The sequence below is a fragment of the Enterobacter sp. MGH 38 genome (assembly GCF_000492855.1).
Taxonomy (GTDB): Bacteria; Pseudomonadota; Gammaproteobacteria; order Enterobacterales; family Enterobacteriaceae; genus Enterobacter; species Enterobacter hormaechei_C.
This window is the reverse complement of record NZ_KI535608.1, coordinates 1,343,014-1,357,609: the sequence shown is the minus strand read 5'-3', so window position 1 is coordinate 1,357,609 and position 14,596 is coordinate 1,343,014. Positions and strand designations below refer to the sequence as shown.

Sequence of the window (14,596 nt, the reverse complement as noted above, 5' to 3'; positions counted from 1 at the left end):
TCTATGGATTTTAATCATATTGCGCGCGAGCTGATTCCGCTGCTCGGTGGCAAAGAGAACATTGCCAGCGCGGCACATTGCGCCACGCGCCTTCGTCTGGTGCTGGTCGACGATGCGCTTGCCGACCAGCAGGCTATCGGCAAGGTTGAAGGCGTGAAAGGCTGTTTTCGCAACGCCGGGCAGATGCAGGTGATCTTCGGCACCGGGGTGGTGAATAAGGTTTACGCCGCGTTTATTCAGGCGGCAGGAATTAGCGAGTCCAGTAAATCGGAAGCGGCGGATATTGCGGCCCGCAAGCTGAACCCGTTCCAGCGTATCGCGCGTCTGCTCTCCAACATCTTCGTGCCGATTATCCCGGCGATCGTGGCCTCGGGTCTGCTGATGGGCCTGCTGGGGATGGTTAAAACCTACGGCTGGGTTAATCCGGATAACGCGCTCTATATCATGCTGGATATGTGCAGCTCGGCGGCGTTTATTATTCTGCCGATCCTGATTGGCTTCACCGCCGCGCGGGAGTTTGGCGGCAACCCGTATCTGGGGGCAACGCTCGGCGGCATCCTGACTCATCCGGCGCTGACCAACGCCTGGGGCGTAGCGTCCGGCTTCCACACCATGAACTTCTTCGGTCTTGAAATCGCCATGATTGGCTATCAGGGAACCGTCTTCCCGGTGCTGCTGGCGGTGTGGTTTATGAGCATTGTGGAAAAACAGCTGCGCCGGGCAATACCGGATGCGTTAGATCTGATCCTGACGCCGTTCCTGACCGTCATTATCTCCGGCTTTATCGCGCTGTTGATTATTGGTCCGGCGGGACGCGCGCTGGGCGACGGGATCTCCTTCATTCTTAGCACCCTGATTGCCCACGCGGGCTGGCTGGCCGGGCTGTTGTTTGGTGGGCTCTATTCGGTGATTGTCATTACCGGCATTCACCACAGCTTCCACGCCATTGAAGCCGGACTGCTGGGTAATCCGTCGATTGGCGTTAACTTCCTGCTGCCGATCTGGGCGATGGCGAACGTGGCGCAGGGCGGGGCGTGTCTGGCGGTGTGGTTCAAAACCCGCGATGCTAAAATCAAAGCCATTACCTTACCGTCGGCGTTTTCCGCGATGCTGGGCATCACCGAAGCGGCAATTTTTGGCATCAACCTGCGTTTTGTGAAGCCGTTTATCGCGGCGCTGATCGGTGGTGCGGCGGGCGGTGCCTGGGTGGTGTCGGTGCATGTCTACATGACCGCCGTTGGCCTGACCGCGCTTCCCGGCATGGCGATTGTCCAGGCCAGCTCGCTGCTCAACTATATTATCGGCATGGTGATTGCCTTTGGCGTGGCGTTCACCGTCTCTCTGCTGCTGAAATATAAGACGGACTCTGAATAATGACCTTACCTTCCCGCTGGCCTGCCGTGTTGCAGGCCGTGATGCAAGGCCAGCCGCGTGCGCTGGCGGACAGCCACTATCCGCAGTGGCATCCCGCGCCGGTGACGGGGCTGATGAACGATCCGAACGGCTTTATCTGGTTTGCCGGACGCTATCATCTGTTTTATCAGTGGAACCCGCTGGGCTGCGATCATCGCTACAAGTGCTGGGGACACTGGAGCTCAGCAGATCTGGTGCACTGGCAGCACGAGCCAATGGCGCTGATGCCTGACGAAGAGTATGACCGCAACGGCTGTTACTCCGGCAGCGCCGTGGATAACAACGGCGTGCTGACCCTGTGCTATACCGGCAACGTTAAGTTTGACGATGGCGGCCGCACCGCCTGGCAGTGTCTGGCGGTGCAAAATGACGACGGCACGTTTGCCAAACTGGGACCGGTGTTGCCTCTGCCGGACGGGTATACCGGGCACGTCCGCGATCCGAAAGTGTGGCGCCATGACGGGCAGTGGTACATGGTGCTCGGGGCGCAGGATCGGCATAAGCGCGGCAAGGTGCTGCTGTTTACGTCAGCCGACTTACACATCTGGGCGCCCTGCGGCGAAATCGCCGGTCACGGCGTCAACGGACTCACGGACGCGGGCTATATGTGGGAGTGCCCGGATCTGTTTGAGCTTGATGGCACACACGTCTTGATCTGCTGCCCGCAGGGGCTGGCGCGCGAACCGCATCGCTATCTCAACACCTATCCGGCCGTCTGGATGAGCGGGGCATTTGATTATCAAACCCCTGCATTTACGCACGGCGAGCTGCATGAGCTTGACGCCGGATTCGAATTTTACGCGCCGCAAACCACGGTGGCAGAAGATGGCCGCCGCCTCCTCATCGGCTGGATGGGCGTGCCGGACGGCGAAGAGATGCTCCAGCCTACGCGGGCGCACGGCTGGATCCACCAGATGACCTGTCCTCGCGAGCTGCGCTACCGCGACGGTAAGCTCTGGCAGACCCCGGTCCGTGAGCTGGAAACGCTGCGCGAGGATGAACACCACTGGCAGGGACGCGCCAGCGATGCCCCGGTGCTGGTGGGAGCGCGTCTTGAGTTCGAACTGAGCGCCTCGTGCGTGAACGTGGATTTTGCCGGCGCGTTGCGACTGATTGTGGATGATGCGGGGATCCGTCTGGAACGCGCCAGTCTGAAAACCGCAGACACGCTGACCCGCTACTGGCAGGGCACTGTTCATCATTTACGCGTGCTGTGTGACCGTTCCAGCGTCGAAATTTTCATCAATCACGGTGAAGGCGTCATGAGCAGCCGCTATTTTCCTGACCATCCGGCCCAGGTACGCTTCGAAGGTGCGTCCGACATCACATTACGCTACTGGTCGCTGCGCAGCTGCATGATAGAATAGAGGTTTTGGCAGCCGGATCTAAGTCGTTGTGAGAAAAACAAAACGCGTCACCATTAAAGATATCGCGGAGCTCGCGGGGGTATCAAAAGCCACCGCCAGCCTGGTGCTGAACGGCCGCAGCAAAGAGCTTCGGGTGGCGGAGGAGACACGCGAGCGCGTGCTGGCGATTGCCAAAGAACATCATTATCAGCCCAGTATTCACGCCCGTTCGCTGCGGGACAACCGCAGCCACACCATTGGTCTGGTGGTGCCGGAAATCACCAACTACGGGTTTGCCGTTTTTTCTCATGAGCTGGAGACCCTCTGCCGCGAGGCGGGTGTTCAGCTGCTGATCTCCTGTAGCGATGAAAATCCGGGCCAGGAGACGGTGGTGGTCAATAACATGGTGGCCCGCCAGGTGGACGGGCTGATTGTCGCCTCCAGCATGCTCAACGACGCGGACTATCAAAAGCTGAGCGAACAGTTGCCCGTTGTGCTTTTTGACCGTCATATGAACGACAGTACTCTGCCGCTGGTCCTCACCGATTCAATTACCCCAACCGCCACACTGGTGGCCGACATCGCGCGCCAGCATCCGGATGAGTTCTACTTCCTCGGCGGCCAGCCGCGGCTTTCCCCGACGCGTGACCGTCTGGAAGGGTTTAAGCAGGGGCTGCGTGATGCTGGCGTCGAGTTACGTCCGGAGTGGATCATTCATGGTAATTACCATCCGAGCTCCGGCTACGAAATGTTTGCCGAGCTTTGCGCACGCCTGGGCCGCCCGCCAAAAGCCCTTTTTACCGCCGCCTGCGGTCTGCTGGAAGGGGTGTTGCGCTATATGGGGCAACATAATCTGCTGCAAAGCGATATGCGTCTGGCCAGCTTTGACGATCACTATCTCTATGATTCTCTGACCATTCCTGTCGATACCGTTCGTCAGGATAACCGCCAGCTCGCCTGGGACTGCTTTGATCTGATTGGCAAACTGATTGAAGGGGAAACGCCGGAGCCGATCCAGCGTAAGCTGGATGCCACCCTGCAACGGCGATACAAGGCCGTGGAGTGACAGGGTAACGTATGAGCGGTACATCTATAACTTTAATTAATTAAAGATTGGATTCAGCCGATAACCAAAGGGAAATTATATCCCTGAGGTGTGTTATGTCGTTGAAAAAATCATCCCTGATTATCCTGTTTTCCCTGCTTTTCTTCTTTGTGGCCAGCACTATCACCAGCGTTGGGCTCATCATTAAAAGTAATACTTCGCTGGATAATGTGAACAAAGAAATTCAGGTGGTTCTGTCCATTATTGATCCCATTAACCACAGCCGAACCCTGCGCGTCAGGGTTATGGAGTATGTGAAAATGGTGGAAGCGGGGGACGCTACCAACCCGTCTGCGAAACTGGCCTCGGTTAAAGAGGCGCTGACCAAAGCCGATAGTGCATTTTCGGCGTTTATGGCCTCGCCGCGTTTGCCGGACGAAGCCCCGCTGGTCACTGCCTACCAGCAAGCGTGGCAAAATTACCGTAACCAGGGACTGGCACCGCTGATTGCCGCTGCCGCCGCTCATGATGTGTCGCGGTTCAACGCTCTTATTCCCGTGGTGTCTCAACTCGATCGCCAATATGAAATTGTGCTTGATCAGGTTCTCTCCGTTCACCAGAAGTACGCCAAAACGCTGAACGAGGAGGCGAGCCATAATTTTGTGTCGGGTCTGGTTATTATCGCCAGCATTGCGGTGCTGTTCGTGGTGGTGATCTTCGCCGTCAGCCTGCTGATGAAACGCGTGGTCTTTGCGCCGGTGAACCTGGCGCGCGAGCACTGTCGCCAGTTTGCGGCCGGGAAGCTGGACGTACCGGTACCGATCAAGCGTGATTCCGGGAATGAAATCGATCACCTGATGTCCTCGATGGAGCAGATGCGCCAGGCGCTGCTCTCCACCATTTCTCAGGTGCGCGATGCCAGCCACACCGTGACGCATGCAGCGCAGGAAATTGCCTCCGGCAATATCGACCTGGCCTCCCGTACCGAGCAACAGGCTTCGGCCCTGACCCAGACGGCCGCCAGCATGGAAGAGCTGAGCGCGACGGTGGCGAATAACACCGACAACGTTTTTCAGGCCGGTAAGCTGGTGCAGGATGCCGTGAAAAATGCCCATACCGGTGAAGCGGTAACCCGTGAAGTCATCGAAACGATGAATACTATCGCGTCCAATTCGAAGCGTATTGAGGACATCACCAGCGTCATCAACAGCATTGCTTTCCAGACTAATATTCTGGCGCTAAACGCGGCCGTTGAAGCGGCGCGTGCTGGCACGCAGGGGCGAGGATTTGCCGTGGTAGCAAGTGAAGTGCGCACACTGGCCCAGAAAAGCGCGGTGGCGGCGAAGGATATCGAAAGCCTCATCGCCCAGTCTGTTTCCAGCGTGAAAAACGGTGCGGAACTGGTGAATCGTTCGGGAGAGGTGATTGATTCTATTATCAGCTCTGTGAATAAAGTGCATACGCTGATGGAACAGATTTCGGTTGCCTCAGAAGAGCAGAGCCGCGGGATTGGTCAGGTTGGGCAGGCCGTAACGGAGATGGACGGTGTGACCCAGCAGAACGCGGCGCTGGTGCAGCAATCCGCCGCCGCCGCGGCCTCGCTGGAGGAGCAGGCGCAGCAGCTGTCCCAAAGTATCTCGCGCTTTAGTTTGCCTGCTACGGCGTGATGTTCAGAGAGGCTCCCGAGGGAGCCTTTTTGATGTTTGTATTCAGCCGCTGCACAATCTCCTTCAGCCAATACTGTTATCCATACAACGCCGCTATCACATAAATTTTCTCTTTCCCCGGCAATATTTCTGTTTCTCATCCGTCTACCTCATCAGAGACCATAATCATTCAACATAAACGAGGCACACATGAGAAATTTTGATATGCACGGAAAAGGTCACGGGCGTGGCTTGGGCCGTCATCGTATGGGTAAGGGCATCGTGATTGGCGCAGTCCTGTTCGTGGTGCTTGGCCTGCTGGTCATGTCCCTGTGGAACGCGTTGCTCCCGGCCATCCTGGGGGTTAAAGCCATTGGCTTCTGGCAGGCGTTGGGGATCCTGCTGCTGAGCCGCATTCTTTTCGGTGGGCTGGGTTTCCGTCCCGGTATGTTCGGTGCGCACCGCCGTATGCACGAACAATGGATGAATATGAGCCCCGAACAACGTGAGGCCTTCATTCAGCAGCGTCGGGCGGGATTTGGGCGCCATGGTCATTGCCGATGGCACGATGGCCGGGATGAAAAACGAGATGATAACGGTGCGAAAGCGCCGGAAGCCGAGTGAGCGATATGAAAGCCGGTGAGGCGGGGGAATCATTACTGATCTCGGCACTCAATGCCTGCCGCACGCGGCTAAAAGCCTTCATTCGCGGAAGGACTGCGGTTCGTGATGATGTCGATGATATTCTTCAGGAAGTGACCTGGCAGTTGATGAAAGTGGAACAACCGGTCGAGAACGTCGCCGCCTGGCTGTTTCGCGCCGCACGAAATGAGATGATCGACCGGGCGCGAAAAAAGCACGAGGTTTCACTGCCGGGGTACCTGACAGCAGATGACGAGGACTTTCCGGAGCAGGAGATTGCAGAAACGTTATTCGGCGTACCGCAAACGCCGGAGGAGGAGTATCTCAACATGCTGCTATGGGAAGAGTTGGGGCAAGCCCTGTCGGAACTGCCGCCACCTCAGCGCGAGGTGTTTGAAAAAACGGAATTTGAGGGCTACAGCATGAAGGTGCTGGCAGAGGAAACAGGCGACAGTGTGCAGGCGTTATTATCCCGCAAACACAAAGCCGTGCGATTTTTGCGTAGTCGCCTCAAGGATATTTATGAAGCGTTGACAGGGCAATAAACTTCGACCACTCTGAAAAACAATATTTTAGAGGGGTCGTTATGCTTCAACGGTTAGCAAAGAAAAAGGTGCTGTTACTCTCTGCTCTGATGGTTTCGGGGCTGGTCAGGGCAGAGGAGTCGCTTCCGGATGTGGTGAAGCACTTCAGTGAACAGCAGGACATCAAGATCATTAAGAAAATTGACGCCCCCGGCGGCGCGCCAGCGTGGCTGGGGCAATATCAGGACATGGGCGTGACGCTCTTTCTGACCCCTGACGGAAAGCACGTCGTGTCTGGCTATCTGTATGATGAGAAGGGAACCAACCTCAGCGAGGCCTTTTTCCACAAAGAGATCTACGCCCCGATGGGCCGCGAGATGTGGAAAAAGCTCAATGCGGCGCATCCCCTGAAGGAGGGCGCGGAGAGTGCCCCGCGCAAAGTCTTCGTCTTTGCCGACCCGTTCTGCCCGTACTGCAAGCAGTTCTGGGCTGAAGCGCAGCCGTGGGTGAAGGCTGGCAAGGTCCAGCTCAACACGCTGCTGGTTGCGTTTCTTAACCCGAACAGCGGGCGTAACGCCTCCGCGATCATGAATGCGAAAGATCCGGTGTCGGCCTGGAAAGCGTACGAGCTGTCCGGCGGTAAAAAGCTGCCGAAACCTGAAGGAGCGGCGTCCCGGGAAACCGTTGAGATCCTGCAAAATCACCAGACGCTCATGGACAGTCTCGGCGCGAATGCCACACCGGCTATTTATTACCTGAATGAGCAAAACGAACTGCAACAGGTCGTGGGTATGCCAGATGCAAAACAGCTTGAGGCAATGTTCGGACCGAAGCCGTAAAAAGAAAGGCAGAAACAGGACGTTTCTGCCTTTTTTCAGTCAACTACCCCAGCGTCCCCGAAGGTAATTTACTGCCTCCTGCGTCTGCGGCTGGTTAAGATAGTCTTCACGGAACAGGATGGTGCCCTTAACGTCTGGCAGTGAATCATTGAGGTCGAGCTGTTTTTTCAGCTCCGGTACGCCGCCGTTCACCGTCCAGTCCGGTTCGTTTCTGGAAGGCGCGCCCACTTTGTAGAACGCGATCCCGATATACAGACGGGTATGGGTTGGTTTCACCACGTCAGCCCACCATTTTGTCAGCACATCGTAACGTGCCGCGTCGCGGGCGAAGGGCCAGTAGATCTGCGGCGCAATGTAATCCAGTAATCCCTGCTGTACCCATTTGCGCGTGTCAGCGTAGGATTCATCATAGGCTGCGGCGCCGCGCGTGTCCGAGCCTGCCGGGTCGAAGGAGCGATTGCGCCAGACCCCCGCCGGGCTGACGCCAAATTCGACCTCAGGTTTAGCCTGCTTGATCGCCCTGGAGACCTGCACAATCAACTGCTGCGTATTGTGTCGACGCCAGTCCGCTTTTGACGCAAATCCTTCGCCATAGCGCCTGAAGGTCCAGGCATCATTCAGGGGGGAGCCCGGCGTCTCGGTGTAAAAATAGTCATCGAACTGAACGCCGTCGACAGGGTAATGATTTACCACTTCCATCACCACCTGGGTTATCCAGTCCCGCACCTCGGGAATGCCCGGGTCGAGAACAAAACGATCCCCCGAGGTGCGGATCCACTCCGGATGCAGGACGTACACGCTCGAAGGATGAAGCGACGAGGTGCGGTTAAGCGCGGCGATGGTCGACGGCTTCGTGTTGGTGGAAACGCGGTATGGGTTAAACCAGGCATGAACCTTCATCCCACGCTTGTGCGCTTCATCCAGCATAAACTGAAGCGGATCGTAACCGGGATCTTCCCCGATAGTCCCCGTCAGGGTATCTGACCAGGGCAGTATTTTAGAAGCCCACAGCGCCGTACTGTCCGGTTTTACCTGAAAGAAGACGGTGTTGATCCCAAGATTTTTCAGCTTATCGAGCTTGTCCGTCAGCGCCCGCTGTTGCTGGGCGATGCGCTGGTCCGCGCTACGGCCATTCACCGATGAAACGGGAGGCCAGTCGAGACGGGAGACGGTCGCCAGCCAGATCCCGCGCATGGGTTCTTTAGTCTGCTGTACAGGTTTCGCCTGCGGCAGCGGGGTTACGAGTGATTTAGGTGGTTTGGAAGTGCAACTTACCAGTAAAAGCGCGCAGCCAAGCAGCGCGCCAGTCCGTTTTACGTGTCGCATCATTTGCGTGTTAGCTCCTGGGTGTCCGGCTATCCGTCCAGGGATTAAACGCCGGTTCGTCCTGTTCCCCGTTACCGTCATCGTGAAGGGAGTCGAGGTAGAGGGCTTCAACTTCCGCCCGCGCCCATGGGGTGCGGCGCAGGAACTTCAGACTCGATTTAACACTCGGGTCCTTGCGAAAACAGTTGATTTTGATTCGGTTGCCCAGTTCATTCCAGCCATATCGCGCAACCAGCGCGTTAACCTGCATTTCGAGGGTTACGCCATGCAAAGGATCGTTGGAAACATGTGCTGTCATAGGCGTCCGGTAGTCTCATTTTTTATGGGGATGTGATAAACGCTCAAAGGTTACAAGAAAGCAGGGGACGCGGCAATTTCAGCGTGAGGTTCTTCACCCGTGAAGGGTGAAGAAGATTTTCCGGTTAACGCTATTTTTTAAACAGTTCAGGTGCCCACGGCGTTGGGTCTACCTCCATAAAGGGCGCACGCTCAAAGCGGGACTTCAGCGCCCAGGGCACCGTACAGTCGAAAATCGTTTTGCAGGTGATCCCGTTGCCACGAATGGAGGGGCTGTAGTCCGGCGCCTGAGACGGATCGAGCTGGTGTCCGCGGATCCCCGGCAGATGGGTGATGCTGACATCGCCCTGCATACGGGTCGTCATCGCCCACAAGATGTCGTCGCTGTCGAAAATATCCACATCTTCGTCGACGAGAATAATGTTTTTAAGCTCGGAATAGGTGGCTAACGCAATGAGAGCCGCCTGACCCTGACGCCCTTCGTCAGAGGGCTGGCGTTTTTTCACCTGCAATACGCCAAGGAACTTGCCGCCGCCAGCGGTATGCGCATAGACGTTTTGCAGAAAACCGGGAATGGCTTCTTCCACCGCATTACGGATGCTGGCCTCCGTTGGCAAACCGGCCAGCGTGGTGTGCTCTTCGCCCGGTCCTACCAGGGTTTGCAGGATCGCCTGATGACGCATCGTGACGGCCTTCACTTTGATTACCGGTAAGGAGGGGTTAGCCTCCCCGCAGTAGCCGGGAAATTCCGGCATCGCGTGCCCGGTGTGGGTATGCTGATCTTCTTCTACGCGCACGCCCGGCAGCAGTTCGCCTTCGATGATAATTTCCGCACGCGCAATCGCTTTTTCATTTACGGCCACACCCTGCACCAGCTCGACGGGGGTCTGACGTAACGCGCCGGCGACACCCAGTTCGTTGTAGCCGAAGGGCGTGGTAGGGGCTTCGAAACAGGCGCCAATATAGATAGCGGGATCGAGACCCATATTGATCGTGACCGGCAACGGTTTGCCCGCCTCCTCGGCTTTCTTACGGAACACTTCAATATGGCGGCCCGCGGCAAGAAACATGGAGAGCTCATCGCGCTCCTGCACGCAGAGACGGTGAATAGTGACATCGGTCAGTGAGGCATCTTCCGGATCGCTTGCCAGCACCAGCCCCAGACAGAAGAACGGACCGGCATCTATCGGCGTGTTGGTCGGTGCCGGAAGCAATTTACGCAGATCGAAGTCCGGATTGTCGGCATAAAACACCTGTTCCTGACACGGCGCCTGTGCCGCCGGAACCACAACGGGAGCAATCGGGTTTTTCACGGCCTGGCCGACATGTTTTGCCAGTTCAGAGGGATCGCAGCCCAACAGGAGCGCCGCCCGCTCGCGGCTGGCGTGCATTCCGACCAGAATACGGGAGTCGGGGTATCCCTTAATAGCGTTAAACATCATCGCCGGGCCAATGCGCGTCGGACGTTTTACCGTGCCGCCAGCACCAATATGCCGGTACACACCCGCCAGCTCCGCGTCAGGATCGACCGGATGGCTGGTTTCAAGGTATTGACCTTCATGGCGTTTTAGCAGTTCGATAGCACTTCTGAGATCGTTGATGTGGTTTTCCATATTTTTCCCTCCTCGGATGAATGCATCCATTCTTAACCGGACGAAGAGGGCTATCAATTGCATCATTTATGCTATTTTAATATGAATTTTATTATCAATAATAAAGGCATGGTATGCAGTTTCGACTGATGCGCAATTTTATCGTGGTGGCGGAAGAGCTTCACATGCATCGAGCGGCGGAGCGCCTTAACATGGCGCAGCCCGCGCTGAGTCAGCAGATAAAAACGCTTGAAGATCGTCTGGGGGTAATGCTCTTTAGCCGGGCGAATCGTCGCCTGACGCTGACGCCAGCCGGTGAGGCGTTTCTCAGTAAAGCCAGAGTCGCGATTTTAATGACCGATCAGGCGATTCTGGATGCCAGACAGACGGCCAGAGGGGAACAGGGCGTGCTGAATCTCGGATGTGTTTCAAGTGCGATATTCGACAGTAAGCTGCCCGCCGCGCTGCGGCTTTTACATGAGAAATGGCCCGCCATCAGCCTTTCCATGATGACGGGAAATGTGCAAACCCTTTATACCGGCGTGCAAAGCAACCAGCTGGATGTGGCCATTATTCGTGCCCCGTTACCGCTGCTGCCTGACGATCTGCAAAGCCGTCCTTTCACAACGGAAAAAGCCGTGCTGGCCTTACCTCGTCAACACAGCCTGGCGGGCTCCGCCGCGCTGACGCTTGCGTCGGTGAAAGAGGAGAAGTGGATCGCCCTGCGCGACCCGGAGGGGATGGGGCTGGAGCAATATTTCTATGATGCCTGCCACAGCGCGGGCATACAGCCTGACGTTGTGCAAAATGCCACCGATGTCCCCACGGTGATAAGTCTCGTCTCGGCAGGGTTTGGCATCGCCATGCTGCCGGCTTCAGCGAAGGCGATATGCGTACAAAACGTCGTCTTTGTGGATATTCTTGACCGACTCCGGGAGAGCGAGCTGACGCTGGTTTGCCACCGGATTATTCGCTCTGAGGTGCTGAAAAAATTGATGAGTATCCTCGATCATACCTGACGTCCGGCGGCCTGAAGAAGCTGTTCTCGCAGCCAGCGGTTAGCCGGATCCTGGCTGTTTTTCGGGTGCCAGTACATACCGATGACGATCGGCGGGAGATCCAGCGGCGGCGGAAAAATATCAAGCGTTTGCGTAAACCGTAGCAACATGCGTCTGGGTAAGGTGCAGAGCAAATCGGCACCGGCAACAATCGCAGGCGCCATCGCATAGCTTTGCGTCGACATCACTACGTTACGCTGGTGGCCAAGCCCCGCCAGGTGCTGATCGACAAAGCCCGCGAACGGGTCGCCCTCGGATGAAACCACCAGGTGGGAAAGGCTACAATAGCTATCCAGATCCATCGGACTCGTACCGCGCGGATGGCCTTTTCGCTGGGCTGTGGCATATTCATCGTCAAACAGCTTGCGTCTGACCCATGCATCGTGCGCCACCGCGTTAACGCCGACATAAATATCCACATCGCCATTTTCCATCTGCGCTGGCAGCAGTTGGGTTTCCGGGAGCGCAAAACGCAGGCGGATACCTGGCGCCGCACTGCTAATCTGATTCTGCAACTCTGCCCCCAGCATCAGCGCCGGGTTCTCGTGCAGGGCAATCACAAAGGTGCGGTTGCTGTTCTGCGCGTTAAACGTGGTGGGTTCAAGCATCGCCGATATACCCTGCAAAACCGTCGCGACCTGCGGCCTTAACCCCTCGGCGCGCGGCGTCGGTAACACCCCACGTCCGTGTGGGGAAGGGACAAACAGCGGCTCACCAAACAACACGCGCAGGCGCGCAAGGCGGCCAGACATCGCCGGCTGGCTGATGCCCAGCCGCGCGGCGGCATGGGTGATATTCTGGTCCCTGAGTAACGCATCCAGCGTCAGGATCAGGTCCATATCCATATCGGAGGGGGACATCTTATTTTGCGTCACGGTTGGTATAGGTCACCGGAACCCACGCGTAGCCGTCCCGCTCACCTTTCGTCACATAGCCGATCCCGGGGAAAGGCAGATGTGGCGCCGCAATCAGCGCTTTATTTTTCACAAACTCAGCGAAAGCAGCGTTGCGCACCCGGGCGGCGCCGTCCTGATCCTCATCGTAAGCAATCGTCACGTTGGGCTGTGGGAACTGAACCGCGGCAACGTGAATGATGTCGCCGACAAAAGTCATTTTTTCACCTTTGCTCTCCAGCGTGTAGAACGCGGAGCCTGGAGTGTGACCCGGGTGAACCGTACCGCTGATGCCCGGCAGAAGCTGTTCCGTGCCGGAGAAGGTCGTCACTTTTCCGGCATCCAGATAGGGCTTTAAGGTCTTGTGCGCGACGTCGAAGTAGTTCTGGTCATAGCCAGACTTTTTCTGGTTCTCGTCGTTAAAGAAGAAATCGATATCCGGTTTGCCGACATACACCTGCGCGCGGGTAAACACGCGCTGACCGTCTTTAACCAGGCCGCCAGCGTGATCGGAGTGAGCATGGGTGATCAGAATATCGGTAATATCTTCGGGTTTGATGCCCTGGGTCGCCAGGCTCTCAATCAGCCGCCCCCCTTTGCCGGGGCCAAACAGCTGACCAGAACCGGTATCCACCAGAATTTTGTGGCCGGGGATGGCGATATAGAACGCGTTAATCGACGCTTCCACCGGATTGGCCTGGAAGTTTTTAGCCAGTAACGCATCGGTATTTTCCGCCGTCGTCCGGCGCAGTAAGGCGTGCAGATCCTGCGGCACGCTCCCGTCCGTAAAGGCGGTGACAATCGTATCGCCAACCTGAACGCTGTAGCCGCCAGCCTGCTGTTTCACCACATGCTGCGGAACGCTGGCCACCGCGTGGATAGCGGGAAAGAATAAAACCGAACCGGCCAACAGGGTTGATATCGCAAGTTTTTTCACAGTAAACATGATGGGCTCCTCAATAGTAAGTTCATCATAGTTCAACTGCGATTTTTGAGAACCGCCGGGAAGTGAATGTGACCTATCCATGGAATGGATAGGTCTGAGAGGATGCTTTACAGCACGCCGGTACCGCCGTCAGAGCACCACACTTGCCCGGAGGCGTATGAGCAGGTATCGGAGGCAAACAATACATACAGCGGTGCGATTTCAACCGGCTGGCCCGGTCTTCCCAGGGGCGTATCTTCCCCGAACTTCTGAACTTTGGACTGCGGCTGGCCGCCGCTGGACTGAAGAGGCGTCCAGTATGGACCTGGCGCGACGGCATTCACCCGAATGCCACGCGGTCCCAGCTGCTGGGCCAGAGACTTGGTAAAGGCTACGTTACAGGCTTTGGTCTGCGCATAGTCCACCAGGATCGCGCTCGGTTTAAACGCCTGAACGGAAGTGGTGTTAATGATCACGGCGCCTTCCTGCAAATGGCGCAGCGCAGCTTTGGTGATCCAGAAGGGGGCATAGACGTTGGTCTTAAACGTCGCGTCAAAATCTGCCGTGGTGAGATCGTCGATAGATTCACAGTACTGCTGGCGTCCGGCGTTATTCACCAGAATATCCAGGCCGCCCAGTTCGGCAACGGCTTTTTCCACCAGCGTGTCGCAGAACGACTCCACGCGAATGTCGCCCGGAATGGCGACCGCTTTACGGCCTTCAGCCTGAATCAGCGCAATGACCGATGCCGCATCGGACTCCTCTTCCGGCAGATAGCCAATAGCGACATCTGCGCCTTCACGGGCATAGGCGATCGCTACCGCGCGACCAATTCCGGAATCACCGCCGGTAATCAGCGCTTTTTTTCCTGCCAGTTTTCCTGACCCGATATAACTTGTTTCACCATGATCCGGTATTGGCTTCATTTCCGATGCCAGCCCGGGGGCCCTTTGCGGTTGTTCAGCAAACGGTGGACGAGGGTAATGCAGCGTGTGATTATTTCCTGTAGACATACCGGCCTCCTTAATAGTGAATTCCAAGATTAGTCGT

General features: G+C 56.7%; 14 protein-coding genes. 8 read left to right on the top strand and 6 right to left on the bottom strand.

Features of this window, described 5'->3' with window-relative positions; all coding sequences use genetic code 11:
- Positions 1-3 precede the first annotated feature (3 nt).
- From L384_RS04990 to dsbG, 7 genes are all read left to right on the top strand, one after another.
- Positions 4-1,374 (top strand): sucrose-specific PTS transporter subunit IIBC, encoded by a 1,371-nt coding sequence (locus L384_RS04990; RefSeq protein WP_003857085.1) that lies wholly within the window; start codon positions 4-6, stop codon positions 1,372-1,374.
- Entirely contained in the window at positions 1,374-2,780 is a 1,407-nt protein-coding gene (locus tag L384_RS04995; RefSeq protein WP_023324670.1) for a sucrose-6-phosphate hydrolase, read from the top strand. Before L384_RS04990 ends, L384_RS04995 begins: the two co-directional genes overlap by 1 nt.
- A gap of 28 nt (positions 2,781-2,808) precedes the next feature.
- Complete coding sequence (locus tag L384_RS05000) at positions 2,809-3,825, top strand: LacI family DNA-binding transcriptional regulator (RefSeq protein ID WP_023324669.1); 1,017 nt, start codon at positions 2,809-2,811, stop codon at positions 3,823-3,825.
- Positions 3,826-3,920: 95 nt separating this feature from the next.
- Complete coding sequence (locus L384_RS05005) at positions 3,921-5,471, top strand: methyl-accepting chemotaxis protein (protein ID WP_023324668.1); 1,551 nt, start codon at positions 3,921-3,923, stop codon at positions 5,469-5,471.
- A 189-nt stretch (positions 5,472-5,660) separates the two neighbouring features.
- Positions 5,661-6,074: a hypothetical protein gene (locus L384_RS05010; protein ID WP_015570500.1), complete on the top strand. Its 414-nt coding sequence runs from the start codon at positions 5,661-5,663 to the stop codon at positions 6,072-6,074.
- A 5-nt stretch (positions 6,075-6,079) separates the two neighbouring features.
- On the top strand, positions 6,080-6,637 hold the full coding sequence (locus L384_RS05015; protein ID WP_022651213.1) for an RNA polymerase sigma factor: 558 nt from the start codon (positions 6,080-6,082) through the stop codon (positions 6,635-6,637).
- 41 nt (positions 6,638-6,678) lie between these two features.
- Entirely contained in the window at positions 6,679-7,455 is a 777-nt protein-coding gene (dsbG, locus tag L384_RS05020; protein ID WP_023324667.1) for a thiol:disulfide interchange protein DsbG, read from the top strand.
- A 39-nt stretch (positions 7,456-7,494) separates the two neighbouring features.
- Here the strand turns inward: dsbG and L384_RS05025 are convergent, their stop codons facing one another.
- The 3 genes from L384_RS05025 to L384_RS05035 form a co-directional block, all read right to left on the bottom strand.
- The gene (locus L384_RS05025; protein WP_023314168.1) at positions 7,495-8,784 is read right to left on the bottom strand and encodes a glycoside hydrolase family 10-like protein; all 1,290 of its coding nucleotides are present in this window, start codon (positions 8,782-8,784) and stop codon (positions 7,495-7,497) included.
- 7 nt (positions 8,785-8,791) lie between these two features.
- Positions 8,792-9,079, bottom strand: a complete 288-nt coding sequence (locus L384_RS05030) for a VF530 family protein (RefSeq protein ID WP_003857097.1) — start codon at positions 9,077-9,079, stop codon at positions 8,792-8,794.
- A gap of 130 nt (positions 9,080-9,209) precedes the next feature.
- A complete protein-coding gene (locus L384_RS05035; RefSeq protein ID WP_003857099.1) occupies positions 9,210-10,691 on the bottom strand; it encodes a UbiD family decarboxylase in 1,482 nt (493 codons plus the stop codon).
- A gap of 113 nt (positions 10,692-10,804) precedes the next feature.
- Here L384_RS05035 and L384_RS05040 point away from each other — a divergent pair, with 113 nt between their 5' ends.
- On the top strand, positions 10,805-11,689 hold the full coding sequence (locus L384_RS05040) for a LysR substrate-binding domain-containing protein (RefSeq protein WP_003857101.1): 885 nt from the start codon (positions 10,805-10,807) through the stop codon (positions 11,687-11,689).
- Here the strand turns inward: L384_RS05040 and L384_RS05045 are convergent.
- From L384_RS05045 to L384_RS05055, 3 genes are all read right to left on the bottom strand, one after another.
- Positions 11,680-12,588, bottom strand: a complete 909-nt coding sequence (locus L384_RS05045; RefSeq protein ID WP_023324666.1) for a LysR family transcriptional regulator — start codon at positions 12,586-12,588, stop codon at positions 11,680-11,682. The genes L384_RS05040 and L384_RS05045 overlap by 10 nt on opposite strands.
- A gap of 1 nt (position 12,589) precedes the next feature.
- Positions 12,590-13,567 (bottom strand): MBL fold metallo-hydrolase, encoded by a 978-nt coding sequence (locus L384_RS05050; RefSeq protein WP_023324665.1) that lies wholly within the window; start codon positions 13,565-13,567, stop codon positions 12,590-12,592.
- Positions 13,568-13,674: 107 nt separating this feature from the next.
- A complete protein-coding gene (locus tag L384_RS05055) occupies positions 13,675-14,559 on the bottom strand; it encodes an SDR family oxidoreductase (protein WP_022651207.1) in 885 nt (294 codons plus the stop codon).
- Between the last annotated feature and the right edge of the window lie 37 nt (positions 14,560-14,596).